This is a genomic window from Dyella sp. GSA-30 (assembly GCF_027924605.1).
Taxonomy (GTDB): Bacteria; Pseudomonadota; Gammaproteobacteria; order Xanthomonadales; family Rhodanobacteraceae; genus GSA-30.
The window spans coordinates 2,714,080-2,735,327 of record NZ_AP027042.1; the positions used below are offsets into that span (position 1 = coordinate 2,714,080).

General features: G+C 62.4%; 19 protein-coding genes. 11 read left to right on the forward strand and 8 right to left on the reverse strand.

Translation table 11 applies throughout. The features are described from left to right. The 3 genes from QMG46_RS11985 (at position 1) to QMG46_RS11995 (ending at position 2,311) form a co-directional block, all read left to right on the forward strand. The gene (locus QMG46_RS11985; RefSeq protein WP_281852753.1) at positions 1–1,059 is read left to right on the forward strand and encodes an NADH:flavin oxidoreductase/NADH oxidase; all 1,059 of its coding nucleotides are present in this window, start codon (positions 1–3) and stop codon (positions 1,057–1,059) included. 10 nt (positions 1,060–1,069) lie between these two features. Continuing rightward, positions 1,070–1,945 (forward strand): pirin family protein, encoded by an 876-nt coding sequence (locus QMG46_RS11990; RefSeq protein WP_281852754.1) that lies wholly within the window; start codon positions 1,070–1,072, stop codon positions 1,943–1,945. Positions 1,946–2,008: 63 nt separating this feature from the next. After that, on the forward strand, positions 2,009–2,311 hold the full coding sequence (locus QMG46_RS11995; RefSeq protein WP_281852755.1) for an Mpo1-like protein: 303 nt from the start codon (positions 2,009–2,011) through the stop codon (positions 2,309–2,311). Here QMG46_RS11995 and QMG46_RS12000 read toward each other — a convergent pair whose 3' ends face one another. Then, positions 2,312–2,701: a cytochrome c gene (locus QMG46_RS12000; protein ID WP_281852756.1), complete on the reverse strand. Its 390-nt coding sequence runs from the start codon at positions 2,699–2,701 to the stop codon at positions 2,312–2,314. Between the two features lie 140 nt (positions 2,702–2,841). Here QMG46_RS12000 and QMG46_RS12005 point away from each other — a divergent pair, with 140 nt between their 5' ends. After that, positions 2,842–3,645 (forward strand): tRNA threonylcarbamoyladenosine dehydratase, encoded by an 804-nt coding sequence (locus QMG46_RS12005; protein ID WP_281852758.1) that lies wholly within the window; start codon positions 2,842–2,844, stop codon positions 3,643–3,645. Positions 3,646–3,788: 143 nt separating this feature from the next. Here QMG46_RS12005 and phbB read toward each other — a convergent pair whose 3' ends face one another. Both phbB and gluQRS read right to left on the reverse strand, forming a co-directional pair. Then, complete coding sequence (phbB, locus tag QMG46_RS12010; protein WP_281852759.1) at positions 3,789–4,529, reverse strand: acetoacetyl-CoA reductase; 741 nt, start codon at positions 4,527–4,529, stop codon at positions 3,789–3,791. A gap of 156 nt (positions 4,530–4,685) precedes the next feature. Next, complete coding sequence (gluQRS, locus tag QMG46_RS12015; RefSeq protein WP_281852760.1) at positions 4,686–5,549, reverse strand: tRNA glutamyl-Q(34) synthetase GluQRS; 864 nt, start codon at positions 5,547–5,549, stop codon at positions 4,686–4,688. A 153-nt stretch (positions 5,550–5,702) separates the two neighbouring features. On the opposite strand from gluQRS, the gene htpX reads away from it, so the two are divergent. The 4 genes from htpX to QMG46_RS12035 all read left to right on the forward strand — a co-directional run bounded on the left by htpX (position 5,703) and on the right by QMG46_RS12035 (position 10,260). Next, positions 5,703–6,593: a protease HtpX gene (gene htpX, locus QMG46_RS12020; RefSeq protein WP_281852761.1), complete on the forward strand. Its 891-nt coding sequence runs from the start codon at positions 5,703–5,705 to the stop codon at positions 6,591–6,593. A gap of 83 nt (positions 6,594–6,676) precedes the next feature. After that, complete coding sequence (htpG, locus tag QMG46_RS12025) at positions 6,677–8,533, forward strand: molecular chaperone HtpG (RefSeq protein WP_281852762.1); 1,857 nt, start codon at positions 6,677–6,679, stop codon at positions 8,531–8,533. A 154-nt stretch (positions 8,534–8,687) separates the two neighbouring features. After that, complete coding sequence (locus QMG46_RS12030) at positions 8,688–9,350, forward strand: hypothetical protein (protein ID WP_281852764.1); 663 nt, start codon at positions 8,688–8,690, stop codon at positions 9,348–9,350. Positions 9,351–9,357: 7 nt separating this feature from the next. Beyond that, complete coding sequence (locus QMG46_RS12035) at positions 9,358–10,260, forward strand: AEC family transporter (protein ID WP_281852765.1); 903 nt, start codon at positions 9,358–9,360, stop codon at positions 10,258–10,260. Here QMG46_RS12035 and QMG46_RS12040 read toward each other — a convergent pair. After that, positions 10,252–10,560: a ribosomal protein L7/L12 gene (locus QMG46_RS12040; RefSeq protein ID WP_281852766.1), complete on the reverse strand. Its 309-nt coding sequence runs from the start codon at positions 10,558–10,560 to the stop codon at positions 10,252–10,254. The two genes, QMG46_RS12035 and QMG46_RS12040, sit on opposite strands and share 9 nt — an antisense overlap. Positions 10,561–10,600: 40 nt before the next feature. Between QMG46_RS12040 and QMG46_RS12045 the strand changes: the two genes are divergently transcribed. Continuing rightward, positions 10,601–11,011 carry an Hsp15 family ribosome-associated heat shock protein gene (locus QMG46_RS12045; RefSeq protein WP_281852767.1) on the forward strand — a complete coding sequence of 137 codons (411 nt, stop codon included), beginning with the start codon at positions 10,601–10,603 and terminating at the stop codon, positions 11,009–11,011. Positions 11,012–11,074: 63 nt separating this feature from the next. Here the strand turns inward: QMG46_RS12045 and QMG46_RS12050 are convergent, their stop codons facing one another. Together QMG46_RS12050 and mutS are read right to left on the reverse strand one after the other, a co-directional pair. After that, positions 11,075–12,514, reverse strand: coding sequence for a catalase (locus QMG46_RS12050; RefSeq protein WP_281852768.1), 1,440 nt, complete (start codon positions 12,512–12,514; stop codon positions 11,075–11,077). Positions 12,515–12,799: 285 nt separating this feature from the next. Beyond that, on the reverse strand, positions 12,800–15,376 hold the full coding sequence (gene mutS / locus QMG46_RS12055) for a DNA mismatch repair protein MutS (protein ID WP_281852769.1): 2,577 nt from the start codon (positions 15,374–15,376) through the stop codon (positions 12,800–12,802). Between the two features lie 424 nt (positions 15,377–15,800). Here mutS and QMG46_RS12060 point away from each other — a divergent pair, with 424 nt between their 5' ends. Continuing rightward, complete coding sequence (locus tag QMG46_RS12060; RefSeq protein ID WP_281852770.1) at positions 15,801–16,505, forward strand: response regulator transcription factor; 705 nt, start codon at positions 15,801–15,803, stop codon at positions 16,503–16,505. A gap of 70 nt (positions 16,506–16,575) precedes the next feature. Here the strand turns inward: QMG46_RS12060 and QMG46_RS12065 are convergent, their stop codons facing one another. Both QMG46_RS12065 and QMG46_RS12070 read right to left on the reverse strand, forming a co-directional pair. Further along, positions 16,576–17,115, reverse strand: coding sequence for a DUF2058 domain-containing protein (locus QMG46_RS12065; RefSeq protein ID WP_281852771.1), 540 nt, complete (start codon positions 17,113–17,115; stop codon positions 16,576–16,578). An 80-nt stretch (positions 17,116–17,195) separates the two neighbouring features. After that, positions 17,196–19,004 carry a hybrid sensor histidine kinase/response regulator gene (locus QMG46_RS12070; protein ID WP_281852773.1) on the reverse strand — a complete coding sequence of 603 codons (1,809 nt, stop codon included), beginning with the start codon at positions 19,002–19,004 and terminating at the stop codon, positions 17,196–17,198. 225 nt (positions 19,005–19,229) lie between these two features. On the opposite strand from QMG46_RS12070, the gene QMG46_RS12075 reads away from it, so the two are divergent. Then, entirely contained in the window at positions 19,230–21,215 is a 1,986-nt protein-coding gene (locus tag QMG46_RS12075) for a S8 family serine peptidase (RefSeq protein WP_281852775.1), read from the forward strand. Positions 21,216–21,248 lie beyond the last annotated feature (33 nt).

Sequence of the window (21,248 nt, forward strand, 5' to 3'; positions counted from 1 at the left end):
ATGAACCTCTACGCACCTTTTGCACAACGCAGTCTCAACCTGCGCAATCGGCTGGTGATTTCACCGATGTGCCAGTACTCCGCCGTCGATGGCGTGCCCAATGAATGGCATCTGGTCCATCTGGGCAGTCGCGCCGTCGGCGGTGCGGCGGTGATCGTGACCGAGGCGACGGCGGTGTCGCCGGAAGGACGTATTTCGCCCGGAGACGTCGGTCTGTGGAATCAGGTGCAACTGGATGCGTGGAAGCCGATCGTGCGTTTCATCGCGGCGCAAGAGGCGATCCCTGGCGTGCAGTTGGCGCATGCCGGCCGCAAGGCCAGCGCGCAGCGCCCCTGGGATGGCGGTGGCGCGTTGCGCGCCGATCAGGATCCATGGACCACGGTAGCGCCGTCGGCCGTTCCGTTCGACCAGGGTTGGCACGTGCCGCAGGCGCTCGACGATGTGGGTATCGCCAAGGTGATCGCGGATTTCCGCGCGGCGGCGGTGCGCTCGCTGGAGGCCGGCTTCCAACTGATCGAGCTTCATGCCGCGCACGGTTATCTGCTGCATCAGTTCCTCTCGCCGCTGAGCAATCATCGCGACGACGGCTACGGCGGCAGCTTCGAAAACCGTACCCGTCTGGTGCGCGAAGTGATCGCCGCAGTGCGTGAAGTGTGGCCTGAGCATCTGCCGTTATGGCTGCGCATTTCCGCTACCGATTGGGCCGAGGGTGGCTGGGATATCGATCAGAGCGTGCGACTGGCCGCGATGGTGCGTGAACTCGGCGTCGATCTGATCGATGTCTCCAGCGGCGGCCTGATACCGCATGTCAAAATTCCCCTCGAGCCCGGTTATCAGGTGCCCTTCGCTGCACGTATCCGCCGCGAGGCAAAGATCGCCACTGGCGCGGTTGGCCTGATTACCGAAGCCAACCAGGCCGCCGGTATCGTCGACGACGACGCGGCCGATCTGGTGCTGATTGCACGTGAAAGCCTGCGCGATCCGTACTTCCCGCGTCGCGCGGCGAAAACACTGGGTGCGGATATCGCCGCGCCGGCGCAATATCTTAGAGCCTGGTAAGGAGTTCGATATGGAGCAACAGCCGATCTTGATCGATGGTCGCCAGCACGATCTGGGCGATGGGTTTGTAGTGCGGCGGCTGTTGCCCGTATTGCAGGCGCGGCACGTCGGGCCATTCGTGTTCTACGACCATATGGGGCCGGCCCAGTTTGCGCCGGGTCGCGGCATGGACGTACGGCCGCATCCGCATATCGGGCTGGCCACCGTCACGTGGTTGTTCGATGGCGCCATCCGGCATCGCGACAGCCTCGGCAGCGTCGCCGATATTCGGCCCGGCGAAGTGAACTGGATGACTTCCGGCCATGGGATCGTCCATTCCGAGCGCACGCCGCCGGAAGAGCGTCGCGACGGACAGACGGTACACGGCATCCAGGTCTGGGTGGCCTTGCCACAGAGCGATGCCGAGGTGGATCCGGAGTTCCATCATCACGATGCCAGCCAGCTGCCGCGGATCGAGCGCGATGGCGCGTCGCTGGTCCTGATCGCCGGTACCGCCTATGGGCAGCAGTCGCCGGTGAAAGTGTTCGCGCCGATGTTCTTTGTCCAGGCGCATCTGAAGGCGGGCAGTGAACTGGAGTGGCCGAGTGAGCATGTCGAGCGCGGTTTGCATGTGATCGACGGCGAAGTGCAATGGGGTAGCCTGACGGTGGCCTCCCAGCGGATAGCGGTGCAGTCGGGCGAGAAGGCTGCGCCGCTGCGCGCCACCCAGGACAGCCGCGTCATGTTGTTTGGCGGTGCGCCGCTCGATGGCGAGCGCCACCTGTGGTGGAACTTCGTTGCCAGCAGCCGCGAGCGTATTGAAGAGGCCAAACAGGCCTGGGCCGAGCAGCGCTTTCCGCGTATTCCTGGCGACGATCAGGAGTTCATTCCGCTGCCGGAGCGCTGAAGCTGCATCGATCGGGTCTTAGGGTTTAGGCTTGTCGCCATCGCTCCAGCGGAGGTTTGTCCCATGTCCGGCTTTGCCAGCTTTCGCCAGTTCTACCCCTATTACCTGGGCGAGCACAGCAATGTGCAGTGCCGCCGCCTGCATTTTGTCGGCAGCACACTGGTGCTGCTGATCCTGCTTGCTGCGGTTTTCAGCGGGGCGTTGGTGTGGCTATGGCTGTTGCCGGTGGTGGGCTACGGCTTTGCCTGGGTCGGGCATTTCTTCTTCGAGAAGAATCGGCCGGCGACGTTTCGCCATCCGCTTTACAGCCTGATGGGCGACTGGGTGATGTTCTGGGATGTATTGCGCGGGCGCGTCAAGCTCTGATTAGCGGTACTGCTGATGACAGGAATGGCAGGCCTCGCCGATCGGCTTGAGTGCGGCGGCCAGGGCAGGGCAGTCGGCCGGCGCGGCCACCGCAGCGGCCTGAACGGCCGCATGCAGCTTGTCGGCAGCATCCAGGAACGGTTGGTCTACGCCAGGGAAAGCCGGCCCGATGTCTTGCGAAATCGTCAGCAGGCTGCCGAGTTGGGCATGCGTCTTGGCGGCGTCGCACTGCTTGGCCTTGACCGCGTTACCCAGTTCGCCGAAGTGATGGGACATCACCACCATCACCGAATGCGGCATCGGGTTGCGATCGCGCAGCGCATTCATCGAGAAAACGGTACCGATGACGCCGATCACCAGGCCCAGCACAATCAATAAAGCGGCACGCATCGTCGGTTCCCTTCTCGATTCGAATCAGTGCGGGAGGGTAGCACAGGCTTTGCGACCGCTTCCCGGATAAAATGACACGCTGGTTTTCAGGAATTCGTTCACATGTCCCGCCGTACCCGTTTCTTCATCCAGGCTCGCGCATGAGCACCCAGGCGCAACAGAATCAGGCACAGCATGCCGAACGCTTTGCCGGTGTGGAAAGGCTCTATGGTGTCGGCAGCCTGGAGAAATTTGCGCGCAGTCATGTCGCTGTCATTGGCGTCGGCGGCGTGGGCTCGTGGGCGGCCGAGGCACTGGCCCGAACCGGCGTGGGTCGATTGACGCTGATCGACGCGGACGAAGTGTGCGTGTCCAATACAAATCGTCAGCTGCATGCGCTCGATGGCGAATACGGCAAGCCGAAGGTCGGCGTGGTCGCCGCGCGTGCGCACGCGATCAATCCGGGTATCCACCTGGAAGCGATCGAACGGTTTCTTACGCCGGCGACCATGGATGAATTGCTCGATCGCGACTACGACGTGGTGCTCGACGCCTGCGACGCGTTTCGCGTCAAGCTCGAAGCGATCGCCTGGTGCCGGCGTCGCAAGCTGCCGATGGTGACGGTGGGCTCGGCCGGTGGCCGCACCGACCCGACCCAGATCCGCGTGCGCGATCTGTCGCGCACCGAACACGATGCGATGTTCAGCCTGATCCGGAAAAAGCTGCGCCAGGATTTCAATTTTCCGCGCAACCCTGATCGTTACTTCGGCGTATCGGCCGTGTACTCGCTGCAGAACGTGCAGTATCCACAGCCCGATGGCACCGTTTGCGGCACACGCCCGCCAGGCGGCGATGCATTGAACCTGGCCTGCGGCGGCGGCCTCGGCGCGGCGACCCATGTGACCGGGGCGTTTGCGTTTGCGGCGGTGGGGAAAGTTGTCGAAAGAATTCTTGAGAAGAAGTGAAGCCGGCGACTTTGTCGCATGTAAAGTCGCTCACTTTGTTCGCTGGAAAGGGTAAAGAGAAAAAGCACGGTTTTACGGCTTTCCTCTTTACCCTTTACAGGTCGCGCTAGCGACCGGCTTCACAGCGAGCGCTGCGAGCGGCTTTACCAACCCATGTAGTGACCGCCATTGATCGCCAGATTCGCCCCGGTGATCCAGCTGGCTTCTTCACCGGTGAAAAACGCCACGGCATGCGCGATTTCCTCGGGCTTGCCCAGGCGTCCCACCGGAATCTGCGCGATGATTTTCTCGCGGACTTCTTCGGGCACCGCCATCACCATATCCGTACCCACGTAACCCGGTGACACCGTGTTCACGGTGACGCCGAAGCGTGCGTTCTCTTGCGCAAGCGAAATGGTGAAGCCGTGCATGCCGGCCTTCGCCGCCGCGTAGTTGGCCTGACCGTACTGGCCTTTCTGGCCGTTGATCGAGCTGATCTGCACGATGCGGCCCCAGCGCTTGTTGCGCATGTTTTCGATCACCGGGCGCGTGACGTTGAAGCAGGCATTGAGGTTGGTGTTGACCACCTCGGTCCACTGCTCGTAGGTCATCTTGTGGAATGTGGTGTCGCGCGTGATACCGGCGTTGTTGACCAGGATCTCCACCGGGCCCAGCTTGCTGTTGATCGCCTCGACCATCGTTTCGCAGGCGGCGGGCTCACCCACGTCACCGGGAACCAGCAAGACCTCGATGCCTTCGCGGTTCATCGCATCGCGCCATGCTTCGGCCTTGGCCTGATCGCGATAGTTGGTGGCGACCCGATGGCCTTGGCGAGCCAGATAACGAATGATCGCGCTGCCGATGCCGCCAGTACCGCCAGTGACCAATGCCGTGCGTTGCGTCATACCTCGTCTCCTCAACTGTTTGGATGTCCATTTCGCAGCACCGTCTACGCGGTGAAACTCCGACGCAAACAGCCTAGCGATGGATCATGGCAGAACGTTGGCGTTCCGGGAACGCTGTTTGTGCGTAAAGATCGTGCTTAGTTCATCGAAGCAAGATTACGCGTGACGTTCGCTGCAGTGCGGTAAGGCGCTAGGGTCGAAATGGCGCAGCGCATCTTGCAGCAATGTGTCTACGTCATGGCTGATGTTCGACGTGTCGACATCGAGAAAAGCCAGTGCGCGACGCAGCGCGGGCAGTGGATTCATGGGATCGACAGGCAGGGCGCCATCGGATTTGGACAGCTTGCGGCCTTCATCATCCAGCGCCAACGGCAAATGCAGATAAGCCGGTGTCGTCAGGCCCAGGCAGCGTTGCAGCCAGATCTGTCTGGCGGTCGAATCAAGCAGGTCATGGCCGCGTACCACTTCGGTAATGCCTTGATCTGCATCGTCGACCACACAAGCCAGTTGATAGGCGTAGAAACCTTCCACACGCTTGATGACGAAGTCGCCGGCGGCCTCTCGCAGGTGCTGGCGTTGCTCGCCCTGCAGGCCATCGGTAAAGACGATCTCGATATCCGGGACGCGTATCCGCCACGCCGGCGGTCGCAAAGGGTCCGATGCTGCGACGCAATATCCGTCGCGGTGCATGCCGCCGCTAGCCGCCAGATCGCTACGGCTGCACCAGCAGGGGAACACCAGATCGGCGGCACGAAGACGCTCAAAAGCGACGTCGTACGCTGCACTGCGTTCGGATTGGTACATGGCGGGTCGATCGGCCAGCAATCCGAAGGCGGGTAGCGCGGCCAGGATGCTTTGCGCCGATCCGGGCACTTCGCGCGGCGGGTCGATGTCTTCCACCCGCAAGAGCCATTGCCCGCCGGCATGCCGCGCGCAAAGCCAGCTGCCCACCGCGGCCACCAGGGAACCGAAATGCAGCCGGCCGGTCGGAGAGGGGGCAAAGCGTCCGCGGTAACTCATCGGTGCGATTTTAGAAGATCGAACCCCGGAGTTCGCAACGCTTTTTGAACGGCCGGTGGGACCAGGTCGCTGCGGCTACCCTTGAAACTCACCGGTATAGCCACGATTCTTGTTAGGGTTACACCCCCTTTCATGACTGCCCGAGAGACAGCCATGCGACGCATCGCATTATTCCTGCTTACCAATATCGCCGTTCTTTTCCTGCTGAGCATCGTCTGCCATCTGTTTGGCATCGATCAGTGGGCTGCCTCCCGTGGTTACGGTGGCATGACCGGGCTACTGATCTATGCCGCCGTCTTCGGCATGGGGGGCGCTTTCATTTCGCTGGCCATGTCCAAATGGATGGCCAAGATGTCCACCGGCGCCCGGGTGATCGAGCAGCCGCAGAACGAAGGCGAGCGCTGGCTGGTCGAGACCGTGCGCCGCCACGCCCAGGCTGCCGGTATCGGCATGCCGGAGGTGGCGATCTACGACGCCCCGGACATGAACGCCTTCGCCACCGGCATGAGCAAGAACAGCTCGCTGGTGGCAGTCAGCACCGGCCTGTTGCAACAGATGGACCGCGAGCAGGTGTCGGCCGTGCTCGGCCACGAGATCGGCCACATCGCCAACGGCGACATGGTCACGCTCACCCTGATCCAGGGCGTGGTCAATACCCTGGTGATCGTGGCGGCGCGCGTGGTCGGTCGAATGGTCGACAGCTGGCTGTCGGGTGGCCGCGACAATCGCGATGGCGGCGGCATCGGTTATTTCGTGACGGTGATGGTGCTGCAGCTGGTTTTCGGCCTGTTCGCCTCGATGATCGTGATGGCGTTCTCGCGCTGGCGCGAATTCCGCGCCGACGCAGCCGGCGCCAGTCTGGCCGGGCGCGCGTCGATGATCTCCGCGCTGCAGCGCCTGCAGGCGGGTCACGGTGAGACCACGCTGCCGCAGACGATTGCCGCGTTCGGTATTTCCGGTCATCTGGCCGGGGGCTTCAAGCGCCTGTTCATGAGCCACCCGCCGCTTGAAGAGCGCATCGCGGCGCTGCAAAAGCAGGTCTGAACATTCCGGTAGCAAGGCGGGCGCCTGACTAAGGCGCCCATTCGCTTTTTCCCTTTTCTCACTCCATCGACTTTCAAGTTGCCATGACCGCCGAAACCCATAAGTTCCAGGCCGAAGTCGCTCAGGTGCTCCACCTGGTCACGCACTCGCTTTATTCGCACAAGGAAATCTTCCTGCGCGAGCTCATCTCCAATGCATCGGACGCGTGCGACAAGCTGCGCTTCGAATCGATCGCCCAGCCCGACCTGCTGGGCGGCGACGGTGAATTGCATATCGATGTCAGTTGGGACCCGCAGGCACGCACCGTCACCGTGCGCGACAACGGCATCGGCATGACACGCGATGAAGTGGTCGCCAACATTGGCACGATCGCCAGCTCCGGCACCCGTCGTTTTCTCGAAGCCATGTCCAGCGAGCAGAAGACCGACGCACGCCTGATCGGCCAGTTCGGCGTGGGCTTCTATTCCGCGTTCGTGGTCGCTGACCGCGTCACTGTGTTGACCCGCCGCGCCGGCGCTACCGAGGGCGTGAAGTGGGAGAGTGACGGCAAGGGCGAGTACTCGCTCGAATCGACCGAATTGTCCGAGCGCGGCACCCAGGTGATCCTGCATCTGAAGGCCGACGAAGACGAGTTCCTGAAGCCCTGGACCTTGAAGTCGCTGATTACGCGTTACTCCGATCATGTCGCCTTCCCGATTCGCATGCCCAAGGAAGAAGACGGCAAGCCGGGCAGCGAATGGGATACGGTCAACGCCGCCTCCGCGCTGTGGACCAAGCCGAAATCGGAGATCAGCGACGAGGACTACCAGAGCTTCTACAAGTCGCTCGGTCACGACTTCAACGATGCGCTGGCCTGGACGCATAACCGCGTCGAGGGCAGCCAGAGTTTCACCACGCTGCTTTATCTCCCGGCGCAGCCACCGTTCGATCTGATGATGGGCGGGCGCGACGAGCGCAAGGGGCTCAAGCTCTATATCAAGCGTGTTTTCATCATGGATGCTGCCGAAGAGTTGCTGCCGAACTATCTGCGCTTCGTGCGTGGTGTGGTCGACGCGGACGATCTGCCGCTCAACGTGAGCCGCGAAATCCTGCAGCAGAATCGTCAGCTCGATCGCATCAAGGCGGCCTGCGTCAAGCGCGTGCTGGACCTGATCGAAAAGCTGGCCCGCGACGAGCCGGAGAAATTCGCGACCTTCTACAAGGCCTTCGGCAACACGTTGAAGGAAGGCATCGCCGAAGATCACGCCAACAAGGAACGCATCGCAAAGCTGCTGCGTTTCGCTTCGACCAAGGGCGATGGCGCGGCACAGACCGTGTCGCTTGACGATGTCGTCGGCCGGTTGCCGGTGGGCCAGGACACGATCTGGTACATCACCGCCGACAGCTATGCGGCGGCGGTCGGCAGCCCGCAGCTAGAGGCCTTCAAGGCCAAGGGCGTCGAAGTCCTGCTGATGTTCGATCGTATCGACGAGTGGATGCTTGGCAGCCTCAACGAGTATGCCGGCAAGAAGCTCAAGAACGTCGCCAAGGGCGAGCTGCCGCTGGACGAAGCCGACAAGAAGCAGCAGGAGGAAGCCACCAAGGCCGCCGAGCCGTTGCTGGTCAAGCTGAAAGAGCTGCTCGGTGATCGCGTGGCCGACGTACGCGTTTCCGCCCGCCTGACCGACTCACCGTCGTGTCTGGCATTGAGCGATTACGAAATGGCCCCGCATCTGGCGCGCCTGTTGCGCGAAGCCGGTCATGACATGCCCGAAAGCAAGCCGACGCTGGAGATCAATCCGCAGCATGCCTTGCTTAAGCGCGTCGAGGCGGAGGCTGATACCGGCAAGGCGAAGGATCTGGCCAACCTGCTGCTTGAGCAGGCGGAGATTTCCGCGGGGGCACAGTTGCCGGATCCGGCGGCGTTTGTGCAGCGGATGAATCGCGTGCTGTTGGGCTGAGGCGTTTAAAGCCCTTTCCTATTCGTCATCCCGGCCTACGCCGGGATGACGAGTAGGAGTGGATTTGGGAGTTGGTTGTACGTAGGCCTCCGGCATGTGACGGAGGCTTTTTTTGTCATGCTATGTTGTCCCAAGGCCAAGGGGACAACCGCCTATGTCATGGCATCAACTCAATGTTGGCGCACATATAGCGATGGGCGTACTCGGTCTGTTGGCAGGCCTGATCCCGCTTTGCTCAAGCAAGGGTTCCACCATTCATCGGCGCGCCGGTCGCGTGTTCGTTTACCTTGCTGGCGTCGTATTGGCCACGGCCGTGATTGCCGATGTATTTTTTCCGGTGCCCATGACGCTGGTGGCGGTAACCCTGTCGGCAAGCTATCAATACGTCAGCAGCCTGCGCGCGTTGCATCTACGTACGTCGCCACCGGGCCTGCTCGATGCCGCCCTTGCAGGAGCGACCCTGCTGGCCTGCGGGTTTTTCATCATGTCGATGGGGAAGGGCAATGCGTCCTTCACGCCGGCGATCGGCTATTCCACCATCGGTTACGTGGCGATCGTGGCCATCTACGATCTGTCTCGTGGTTTCTGGGGTGAGCTCTGGCTTCGTCGCGTGCGCCCGCTCGATCACGGCCTGAAGATGACCGGCGTGTATTTCGCCATGCTATCGGCTGGTGCAGGTAATCTGCTGCGTGGGTTGCAGCCGTGGAGCCAGATACTTCCCTCGGTGGTTGGCACACTCGTGCTCATCGCGCTCGCCGTCCGTTATATCCGCCGATGGCATGCTGTCACGGCCAATGCCATGCCGATCGTGGAATAAACGACTAATGAGTGCCTTGCTGCTGCTTTTTACCTGTCTGCTCCTGGGCATCGCTGTTGCGCGTTGGGCAAAGCCGCCGACGGGCATCGTGCCCGGCATTAACTGGTGGGTGATCAACGTCGCGCTGCCCTCGCTGGTGCTGGGGCTGATTCCCAAGATCCACTTCGATCCGCAGCTATGGTTTCCCGTGGCGGCGATGGCGATAACGTTCGGTGGCTCCTGGCTGGTGTTTGCCACGCTGGGCGCATGGCTGGGCTGGTCGCGCCAGCGTGTCGGCGGGCTGATCCTGGTGTGCGGCTTGGGCAACACCTCGTTCATGGGCTACCCCATGATGCAGGCCCTGCACGGCAAGGAAGGCCTGGCGGTTGCCGTGGTGGCCGATCAGCTTGGTTGTTTTCCCTTGCTGGCATCCGCCGGGGTGCTGGTAGCGTCGCTTTACGCGGGGCGCCGCCCTCCGATAGGCCTGATAGCGAAACGCATCCTCAGCTTTCCCCCGTTCATTGCACTGGTGGTCGGCGTGCTCGTAGGTCTATGCGGTGGCTGGCCACCCATGGTCGATGACGTACTGGCGCCGTTGGGCGCAACCTTGACCCCGCTCGCTTTGTTTTCGGTCGGCTTGCAGTTCAAGCTGCATCCTGGCGAAGGGCAGATCAAAGTGGTGGGATTGGGCCTGGCATGGAAGCTCGCGCTTGCACCACTGGTTTGCTGGCTGCTCGGCATCGCAACCGGCGTACATGGATTGACTCTGACCGTTGGCGTTCTGCAGGCCGCGATGGCACCGATGATTTCCGCGGCAATTCTTGCCGACGAATACGAGCTCGAACCCACGTTGGCCAACACCGTGCTCGGGGCCGGTATCGTGCTGTCGCTGGTGACAATTCCTCTCGGGAATTGGCTGTTGTCAGCGTAGATCGAGATGGCGTCGAGCGGCGATCGCCTCGACGGTGTCCTTGGCTTCGCGTAAACCCACGCCGGTGTGTTCGCGATACAGCTTGATCGCTTCGATCTTGCTGCGCTGGCTTAACAGCAGCACGACCTGGGTCTCCAGGTCCCTGTCCATAAGCGGTGCTGCCGGCGGTTTGTAGCTGGCTTGAATGGGCTTGGGACGCCTCTCGTGCTGCGGACGCTGGCGCGCGGTAACGCGGCCGATAACAAAGCCCAGAACCAGCAGCAAGGCGTAGACGGTATAAGTCTGCGTTTGTTGATCCATAAACACCTCGCCGGGAATCGATATACGGGATAATGCGCCCATGTTGACAGATCACGCCAACCCGCCAACCCAGGTGCGTGCCGACCAATGGTTATGGGCCGCCCGCTTCTTCAAGACGCGCAGCATCGCCAAGCAGGCGATCGAGGGCGGCAAGATCGATGTGAACGGTGCCGGCTGCAAGCCGGCCAAGACGTTGCACATCGGCGACAAGCTGAAGATCAGCCGCGGTGAGGAACGCCTCGAAGTCGAAGTGCTCGCGTTGTCCGCACAGCGCGGCCCGGCATCGATCGCGCAGACGCTCTATCGTGAGAGCGAAGCCAGCATCGCGGCCCGCGAAGTTGCCCGTGCCGAGCGCGGCACACGCAACGGCGGCCTGCTGCGTCCGCCTTCACGGCCGAACAAACAGGAACGGCGACAGCTGATGCGCTTCAAGGATCAGGATCAAGGCTGACGCAAAACCCCACGCATCGTGGGCTGCTGACTCACGATGCGCGGGGAATGCGGGTGGAGCGTTTTACAACGTCAGGCCGAGCGCTTTGGCCACGCCTGCTGCATAGGCCGGGTCGGCCTTGCCAAAATGCCCCAGCTGACGGCGAACAATGGTTTCCGGCACGCCCTGCATGGCGGCCGCAATATTGCCGAACAGCTGTTGCTTCTGGTGCTCGTTCATCAGGCGGAACAGATCGCCGGCCTGAGTGTAGTCATCGTTGCCTTCGCGGTGGTCGTAGCGATCGGCATCGCCCGAAATCTTCAACGGTGGTTCTTTAGCCGAGGCATCCTGTACCGGACCGTTGAATGAATTGGGCTCGTAATTGACGCTGCCGCCACCGTTGCCGTCGAAGCGCATCTGACCGTCGCGGGCATAGTTATGCACCGGGCAGCGCGGGCGATTGACCGGTAGGGCATCATGATTGACGCCCAGGCGATAACGCGCCGCGTCGGCATAGGAGAAGATGCGAAACTGCAGCATCTTGTCTGGGCTGTGGCTGATGCCGGGCACCACATTGGCCGGCGAGAAACTCGATTGCTCGACCTCGGCGTGATAGTTCTCCGGGTTCTGGTTGAGTTCCATCACGCCCACTTCGATCAGCGGATAGTCCTTGTGCGGCCAGACCTTGGTGAGATCGAACGGGTTATAGCGGGTTTTCTCCGCATCGGCCTCGGGCATCACCTGCACATACATGGTCCAGCGCGGGAACTCCTTGCGCTCGATCGCTTCGTACAGATCGCGCTGATGTGACTCACGGTCTTCGCCGATGACCTTGGCCGCTTCCTCGTTGGTCCAGTTCTTGATGCCTTGCTGGGTCTTGAAGTGGAACTTCACCCAGTAACGCTCGCCTTGTTCGTTCCAGAAGCTGTAGGTATGGCTGCCGAAGCCATGCATATGGCGCAGACTGGCAGGCAGGCCGCGATCGCTCATCAAGGTGGTGACCTGATGCAGCGATTCGGGCGATAGCGACCAGAAATCCCACATGGCCGTGGCGCTGCGCATATTGGTGCGCGGGTCGCGCTTCTGGGTGTGGATGAAGTCGGGGAACTTGTACGGATCGCGCACGAAGAACACCGGCGTGTTGTTGCCGACCAGATCCCAATTGCCTTGTTCGGTATAGAACTTCAAGGCGAAACCGCGCACGTCGCGCTCGGCATCGGCCGCGCCGCGCTCACCTGCCACGGTGGAGAAGCGCAACAGCAGCGGCGTCTTGCTGCCCGGTTTGAATACCTTGGCCAGGCTGTAACGGGTAATGTCATGGGTGATGGTCAGCGTGCCGAATGCAGCCGAGCCCTTGGCGTGAACGACGCGTTCGGGAATGCGCTCGCGATTGAAATGGGCGTGCTTCTCGAACAGTTGGTGGTCCTGCACCAGCAGCGGGCCGCGCGGGCCGGCGGTGAGGCTGTTCTGATTGTCCGGCACTGGCGCGCCGGAGTCGGTAGTAAGCGTTTTACGGTCGCTCATGGGCTGATTTCATCCTAGCTGGGCGTGTGGGGAGTGGGCTGACGATGCCCTGCCTGGATGAAATCTACGGAGGTTTGTCGATTAGGGGAATTTGATTGATTTGATGCTCTTCATAGGTTGTGTCTATGAGCAAGGGCTTAGAGCTCCCCCTCACCCCAACCCTCTCCCCCGGCAGCGACGGGGGAGAGGGAGCTAAAAGCGCGCACGATACAAACTCGCCTCAGTGTGCCCCCTCTCCCCCGGCTTCGCCGGGGGAGAGGGCTGGGGTGAGGGGGCGCTCTCGCCTCAACCCTTCAAATGCTTCAACCGATAAAGCGCCTCAAGCGCCTCACGCGGCGAAAGTGCATCCGGATCGATATCTTCCAGCGCGAGCTCGACAACCGAAGGCGCAGCAGCAAACAAACCCAGCTGCGGCGATGCATCGGTCGACGCGGCCGGCTTCGCCACATGCGCGTGCATGCCGCGTTCAAGCTCGGCCAGGGTGCGCCGCGCATCGGCAATCACGCTCTTGGGCAAACCAGCCAGCGCCGCTACCTGCAAACCGAAACTGCGATTGGCGGGCCCTTCCTTGACCGCATGCATGAAGACCAACTGCTCGCCGTACTCCACTGCATCCAGATGCACGTTGGCGATGGTCGAATACTCGGTGGCCAGCTCGGTCAGTTCGAAGTAATGCGTCGCGAACAAGGTATAGGCGCGACTGGCCGCAGCCAGATGCACCGCGGCGGCGCGTGCGAGTGCCAGGCCATCGTAAGTGCTGGTGCCGCGGCCGACTTCGTCCATCAGCACCAGGCTGTGTTCGGTGGCGTTGTGAAGAATGTTCGCCGTCTCGCTCATTTCCACCATGAAGGTGGACTGGCCGCGCGAGAGGTCATCGCCGGCGCCGATACGCGTGAAGATGCGATCGACCGGGCCGATCGTGGCGCTGCTGGCCGGCACGTAGCTGCCGATATGCGCGAGCAGCACGATCAGTGCGTTCTGGCGCATATAGGTCGATTTACCGCCCATGTTCGGGCCGGTGATCACCAGCATGCGGCGTTCGTTGTCGAGCTTCAGATCGTTCGGCTCGAAGGGTTCGTCGCGAACCTTTTCGACGACCGGGTGGCGACCGCGCTCGATGGCGATGCCGGGCGCATCGATCAGCTTTGGTTCGCTCCAATCCAGCGACGCCGCGCGCTCGGCCAGCGTGGCGAGCACGTCGAGCGCGGCCATGGCGGATGCAGCGGCTTTGAGCGGTTCGAGTTTTTCGATCAGGCTGTCGAGCAGCGCTTCGTACAGCGCCCGCTCGCGCATCAGCGAACGTTCCTTGGCCGACAGCACCTTGTCTTCGAAGGTTTTCAACTCTTCGGTGATGTAGCGCTCGGCGTTCTTGGTGGTCTGCCGGCGTGTGTAATGCGTCGGTGCCTTGTCGGCCTGCCCCTTGCTGATTTCGATGTAGTAGCCGTGTACGCGGTTGTAGCCGACTTTCAGCGTGCTGATGCCGCTGGCGGCTTTTTCGCGTTCTTCCATCTCGACCAGATACTGGTCGGCATTGGTGGCCAGTCGACGCAGCTCGTCCAGTTCCGCGTCGTAGCCATCGGCGATCACGCCGCCGTCGCGCTGCAGGACCGGCGGCTGTTCCACCACGGCGCGCGCCAGCAGGGCAGCGATATCGGCGTGGTCGCCGATGCTCTCCACCAGTGTGTGCAAGAGCGGACTGTCGAGCGTGGCGATCCGCTCACGCAAGTTGGGTGCAGCAGCCAGACCGTCGCGCAAGGTGGAAAGATCGCGTGGCCGTGCGGAACGCAGCGCCACGCGAGCCAGGATGCGTTCGAGATCGCCGATACCGCGCAACGGTTCGCGGAGGTTTTCGTAATGGCGATTCTCGATCAGCATGCCGACCGCCTGATGACGGCGGCGCAAGATGTCCTGCGAACGCAAGGGACGATTGAGCCAGCGGCGGAGCAGGCGTGCGCCCATCGGCGTCACCGTCTCGTCGAGTACGCCGAGCAGGGTGTGTTCGACGCGGCCGCTCGGGTGCGTGTCCAGCTCCAGGTTGCGGCGCGTGGCCGCGTCCAGCGCGATCGTTTCGCTGGCGCTTTCCACCGCCATGCCCGAAAGATGCGGTAGTGCGCTTTTCTGCGTCTCTTCGACATAGCCCAGCAGGCAGCCGGCAGCGGCGATTGCCAGCGGCAGGTTGTCGACGCCAAAGCCATCGAGGCCGCGTGTGCCGAAGAAACGATTGAGTTCGCGTCGCGCCGCATCGCCGTCGAAATGCCACGGCGGGCGCTTGCGCACGCCGGGCAGGGCGGTGACCAGGCGAGGCCAGGCGATATCTTCGCTGACCAGGGTTTCGGCCGGCTGCAGGCGCGCCAGCTCCGCGGCCAGGGCTTCGGCGGTCGGCACTTCGCTAAGCAGAAAGCGACCACTGGAAAGATCCGCCCAGGCCAGTCCGTAGGCACCTTGGGCACCGGCGGCGATGGCCAGCAGCAGGTTGTCGCGGCGTTCTTCCAGCAGCGCGGCATCGGTCACCGTGCCGGGAGTGACGATGCGGACCACCTTGCGTTCGACCGGCCCCTTGGACAAGGCCGGGTCGCCGATCTGCTCGCAGATCGCCACCGACTCGCCCAGCCGCACCAGCCGAGCCAGATAGTTCTCGGCGGCGTGATAGGGCACGCCGGCCATCGGAATCGGTTGCCCGGCCGACTGGCCACGCTGGGTCAGCGTGATATCCAGCAATCGCGCGGCCTTGCGCGCATCGTCGTAGAACAGCTCATAAAAATCGCCCATCCGGAAAAACAGCAGCACGTCCGGGTGCTCGGCCTTGGCCGACAGGTACTGGCGCATGAAGGGGGTGTGGGCGGCGTGGTCTGGTCTATCCATCGAGCGCTTGGCTTGTCTTGAAGGCGGGCACGGCAGCGCCGCGCGGAACGAGCGATTGTGCGCTGGACCGGCTTTTATCTCCAGCCTTGTCAGGTTTCAGTGCCGCTCGGGCTACCGCAGGGCGTGCGTTAGAACCTGCTGCCCTGGCCGACGCAAACGTCGGCCAAAAGTCGATTTAACTCGTGGAAAACCGATTTGAACGGCCAAATATGACGTAACAAATTACGTGAGTGATGTCGGTCACGAAAGCGCAGCGCAAGCTTGACGGCCTCCTGGGGCGGGCGCAATCTCGTGAAGCTGCGGGTAGGGGGCTCCTCGCGCGTTGGATCCGGTGCATCGAAGCACCGGAGCATTTCCGCCACTGCTGGGAGGCTGTGCGACGATGCTTGCGTCTGTGCCCTTATCTTCTTCGACTGTGCCGCCGATGGAGGCCGTACCTCCGGCGATGCACGTGCTGGTGCTCGAAGACGACGATTTATTACGTGATCGTGTCCTGGTGCCGCGGCTGCGGCAGTTCGGTTTTGACGTCGTCGCGATCGGCCAGGCGGCGGATCTACCCGGTCAATTGAGCCGTCGTCGTCCCGATATCGTGTTGCTCGACGTGGGCCTGCCCGATGCCGATGGCTTCGACGTGACGCGGCAGTTGCGCCGCGATACGTCCGAGATCGGCATCGTCATGTTGACGGGTCGCAGTCGCAAAACCGATCGTGTGCGCGGCCTCAGCGAAGGCGCCGATGCCTATCTGGCCAAGCCGATCGATCTGGATGTGTTGGGCGCGACACTTTTCAGCCTGGCGCGACGGCTGCGTAGCGCCTGCACCTTGCCCGAATCCCTGACGCGAGGTTGGCGTCTAGGTGCCGACGGCTGGTGTCTGATTTCTCCGGCGGGCGGCACGGCGGCGTTGACCAAGACGGAGGGGCGCCTGATGGACAAGTTCCTGAAGAACATCAATCGGGTGATTTCGCGCGAGGAGTTGATTGCGCTGTTTACCGCCGATGCGTACGACTTCGACCCGCATCGTCTCGATTCGCTGATTCACCGGCTGCGCAAGAAGGTCCTGACCGTGCTTGGCGAGCCGCTGCCGTTGAATGCGGTGCATCGCGAGGGGTATGTGATGGTGCGGGTGTAGGAGCAAGTAGTGAGTGAAGAGGAGTGAGTAGTTAGAGAAAGCTGCGGTGGTCACTCCTTTCTCGCTTTCACTACCAGGTCAGGTCGTCCGGTACCTGGAACTGCTTGTAATACTCGTCGTCTTCGCTAGTGCTGTCGGCGGTACTCGCGCGCCCATGATCCAGCACGATCATCGACGCGTCGCGCGCATAGACCTTGTCTGCTGCGGCGCGGGGCAGCAGTTCGTAGCCCGCGTCGTGACGTGCAATCACCAGTGCGCCAGCCGCCAACTGCTTGCGTAGCGCATCGTTGACCAGCAGGCTCTTGATCGCGTTGCCGTCGGAAAAGCGGTAGTCGATCTCGCCTTCGCGTTTGACCTTGTTGGTTTCCACGATCTGACGGATCTGCGCGCGCAGTTCCTTGGCATGTGCCTGCGCGTTGCGCTCGGCGGCAATCGCACGATCGCGCTCGGCTCGCTCGGCCTGTACGCGCTGAGCATCGATGCGCTCCGCGTCAGCCGAGACCGGCGCTTTTCCCTCGCGTTGCTTGGTCTGTTCGCGTACCACCTGGGCGACCTTGCCCTTTTTGACGAGGCCGGCTTTAAGTAGCTGTTCTTGCAGGGGATTACGCATATGGATAGAGAGGGTGCGCGGATTTGACCGGGTAATTGTACCGCCGACGAAGGCAAGAGCGAGCCAACTGCCGCTCTTACTCACTCCTCTCCACTAACAACTGCTCTCTGACCTGCCACCTTCAACACGCGCGCCAGCAAATGGCTCGGCGCAAAGGGCTTGGGGAGCCTCTCGGTAAAGTCATCTTCGCTTCGAAACGGTTGCCCGTCGCTTTCCAGATAAGCGGAAATCAGGATGACCGGGACGTCCGGAAGGTGCGTGCGCAGCTTCCTGAGCAAGGTGATGCCGTCGGTATCCGGCATGCGGTTGTCGCAGACAATGATCTGCGGCGCGTGCCGCGCTGTCTGCACCAGCCACTCGGCCTCGCTGCCGGAGGCTGCCATGCTCACGTCGCAGCCGCCTTGCTCAAGCGCGTTGGCAAGCAGGGCGCGCAGATCTTCGTCATCGTCGATCAACAGCACGCGCACGCGTTGACGCGCCGCCGCCAGTTGGGTGCGAGGAGCTACCGTGGCCGGTTCGCTTATCGGCAGGATCAAGGTCAGGCTCGTTCCATGGCCGGGCGAGCTGTCGACGTCGATCGAGCCACCGGCGCGCTCGATCAACGCATACACCACGGAGAGGCCCAGACCGGTGCCACTGTCCGCGGGTTTGGTGGTGAAGAACGGCTCGAAGATGCGTCGGCGAACCGATTCGGACATGCCCGCGCCGGTGTCGCTGAGCGTGATGCTGATGGCAGCCGGGGCATGGCGCGTGGCGCAGATGGTGAAGCTGCCGCCGTCGGGCATGGCGTCGCGCGCGTTGGAGGCGATGTTGAGTATGGCCAGTTCGAACTGGCTGCGATCGAAGCTGATCGGTAGCGGCAACGGCGACGATTCGATCAGCAGCCGTATGTCCGGCGGCAGCAGCTGGCGCAGCAAGGGCACCAGTTCGCGCAAGGCTTCGTCTGCGTCGAAGGTTTCGATATGGGTCACATCGTGGCGCGAGAAGTTCAGCAGCTTGCCGCTGATCGAGGCGCCCCGTCGCGCCGCCATCTCCACGCCTTCAAGCGCATCGGCCAATGCCTGCGTGTCGGCATTGACGGCGGCATCGGGCTCGTTGAGCCGATGGCGTTCCATGCTGAAGCCGAGAATGATTCCCAGCACATTGTTGAAGTCGTGCGCGATGCCGCTGGTGAGGCGGCCTACGGCATCCATCTTCTGCGCGTGCAGCAGTTGTTCCTGCGCATGCTCTCGCTCGATCATCTCGTGTTGCAACTGGCGTCGTTGCAGGTTCGACTCTTCCAGGCTGCTGCGCAGCGCGCTGGTGCTTCGGTCGAGAATGATCACCACCAGAAGGTAGCTCAAGGCCAGCGAGATCAATCCGTCGTACGAGGCCAGCAACGGCTGCAACGAATGCGTATGACGAAACTGGTCGCGGGTCATCCCGGCCACGAAGACCAGCATCACGATTCCGTAGATGCTCCACAGGGCAGTGCGCCCAAGCATCAAGCCACCCAGCGCCAATGCAACGATCGCCACCAGATCGTGCGGCCAGGCCACGTAGCCGAAGGTGCTGTAGGCAATGGCCGAAGACAACAACAGCACAGCCAGGAACTGCGCGACAGCCGGGCGGAAGCGCCCGCGGCGCAACAAGTAGAAACCGAACCATGCCGAAAGCGTGATGACCAGGTCGGTACCCAGGTCGATTTCCAGCGCAAAACGTGGCCACGCGGCGATATTGCCCTGGCGAAGCAAGGCATAGGTGGCGTTGTAGCAAAGCAGGTACAGCTTGTTGAGCGGGATTTCGCATCCTTCGTAGATCATCAGCAACTGCATGAAGAATGCATTGCGTAGATCGACCGGATCGTCGATAGGCAGCCGCTTGAGCCACCCGATAAGGCGTTGCCACATACATCCCCCTGCCCAAGCTCGCCTGTACGCCGCGGTTCGACGTGCCCCTGTCATTAGACGGCTGGCCGTCCGAATGCCGCGGTGACTTTTGGTGAGTTTAGCGAAGAACTCGTGCGTGACGAGCGATATCGGTACTCACTAATTTCGAAAAGGCGATGACCGCCACATGACGGTTGTCCACAAACGAGTCGGCGAGATCACTGTCTTTCTTGGGGAGAGGTTGCCTTGAACACGAAAGCTTTCAAATTGAATGCATTGGCGGCGGTTTTGGCACTGGCTTTGGGCAGCCAGGCGTCTTTCGCAGCTGATGTCACAGCGCCGTTGTCGGCGCGTATCAACGCCAGTGCGATGCAGGAGAACGGTTCATACGATCGTTTCATCATCACCTACCGCGACGGCTCGACCCAGCGCCGCGACCACGCCGCCGCCACGCAAGCGGTCAGCGCAGCCATCGGGCGTGCCGGTCTGGCGACGCGCGCGGCGGCTGGCAAGGCGTCCGTGCGCACAAGTACTGTCAATGCCGTCTACCAGCGAAAGCTGGCTATCGGTGCCGATCTGGTGAGCGTCTCGCGCAAGTTGAGCCGTGCGGAAGCGGTCTCGCTGATGCAGCAACTGGCAGCCGATCCGAACGTGGCCCACGTGGAGCCGGACGTGATGCTGCGCGCCATTCGCGATACGCGTGCGTCGGCGATGCTGGCACCGGCAGCGTTCACGCCGAATGACCAGTACTACGCGGCCTATCAGTGGCATCTGCGCGCCGGTGACGGCACCAGCGAAAAGATCGGCGGCGACAGTTCCAGCTATGCCAACAAGGGCGGCGCGGATGTCGCCGCAGCCTGGGACCTCGCCGATGGCACCGGCGTGACCGTGGCGGTCCTCGATACCGGCCTGACCCATCATCCGGATATCGATACCTCGCTGGGCGATGCGGGCTACGACTTCATCAGCAGCGGTTTCGTTTCCGGTCGCTCCACCGACGATCGCGCGGCGGGCGGCTGGGACACCGGCGACTGGACCACCGGCGACGAATACCTGGCCACCAACGGCGGTTGCGTGGATGCGACCCATCCGGCCGAGGACAGCTCCTGGCACGGCACGCATGTGTCAGGCACGGTGGCCGAGTTGACCAACAACGGTACCGGCATGGCCGGTTCCGCGTTCAACGCGAAGGTGTTGCCGGTGCGTGTGCTCGGCCATTGCGGCGGCTTCAACTCCGATATTGCCGATGCCATCGAATGGGCCTCGGGCGGCCATGTCGACGGTGTGCCGGACAACCAGAATCCCGCGCAGCTCATCAACATGAGCCTGGGTGGTGGCGGCAGCTGCTCGGCCACCGACGTGCTCGGCCAGGCGATTGCCGACGCCAACAGCCGCGGCACCGTGGTGGTCGTGGCTGCCGGTAACAACAATGCCGACGTGTCCGGTTTCTCGCCGGCCAGTTGCCCGGGCGCCATTGCCGTCGGTGCGATCGGTATCTCCGGCAAGCGTGCTTTCTACTCCAACTTCGGCTCGGGCATCGCGGTCGCCTCGCCAGGCGGTGGCATTTACGCCAACGACGCGTCCAGCGGCACACAGGTGCAGGCCGGCTTCGTATGGTCGGCGATCAACGATGGCACCACCGTGCCGGACGAGAGCGGCTACACCTATGGCGGCTACGCGGGTACTTCGCAGGCCACGCCCCATGTCACCGGCACCATCGCGCTGGTGATAAGCGCCTTGAAGGCCGCCAGCCTGCCGGCATTGAGCCCAGCCGATGTGCGCACGCTGATCACCTCCACTGCACGTAGTTTCCCCAGTACGCCGGACCAGACCCTCGGTGCGGGCATCATCGATGCGGCCGCCGCGGTCAACAAGGCATTGGGTAACGATGGCAATCCTGGCGGTCCCGGCGGCGATGCCACCGCGCTGACCAATGGTGCCGCGGTCGTAGTCAGTGGCAACGCCGGCGATACGAAGCTGTACAAGATCGACGTGCCAGCCGGTGCACGCGCATTGGTACTGCGCACCTTCGGCGGCACTGGCGACGTATCGCTGTATGTGAAGAACGGCGATGTGCCGACCACCAGCAGCTTCGACAAGTCGTCGGTGCATGTCGGCAACAGCGAGTCGGCCGTGTATGCGGTGCCGGCCGCCGGGACCTACTACCTGCTGGTCTCTGGTGTAGCCGACTTCAGCAACGTCTCGGTGCAGGCGACCTTCGTGTCTCCGTAACAGCTCGTAAGCAACACCGGCCGCGCGATCGAC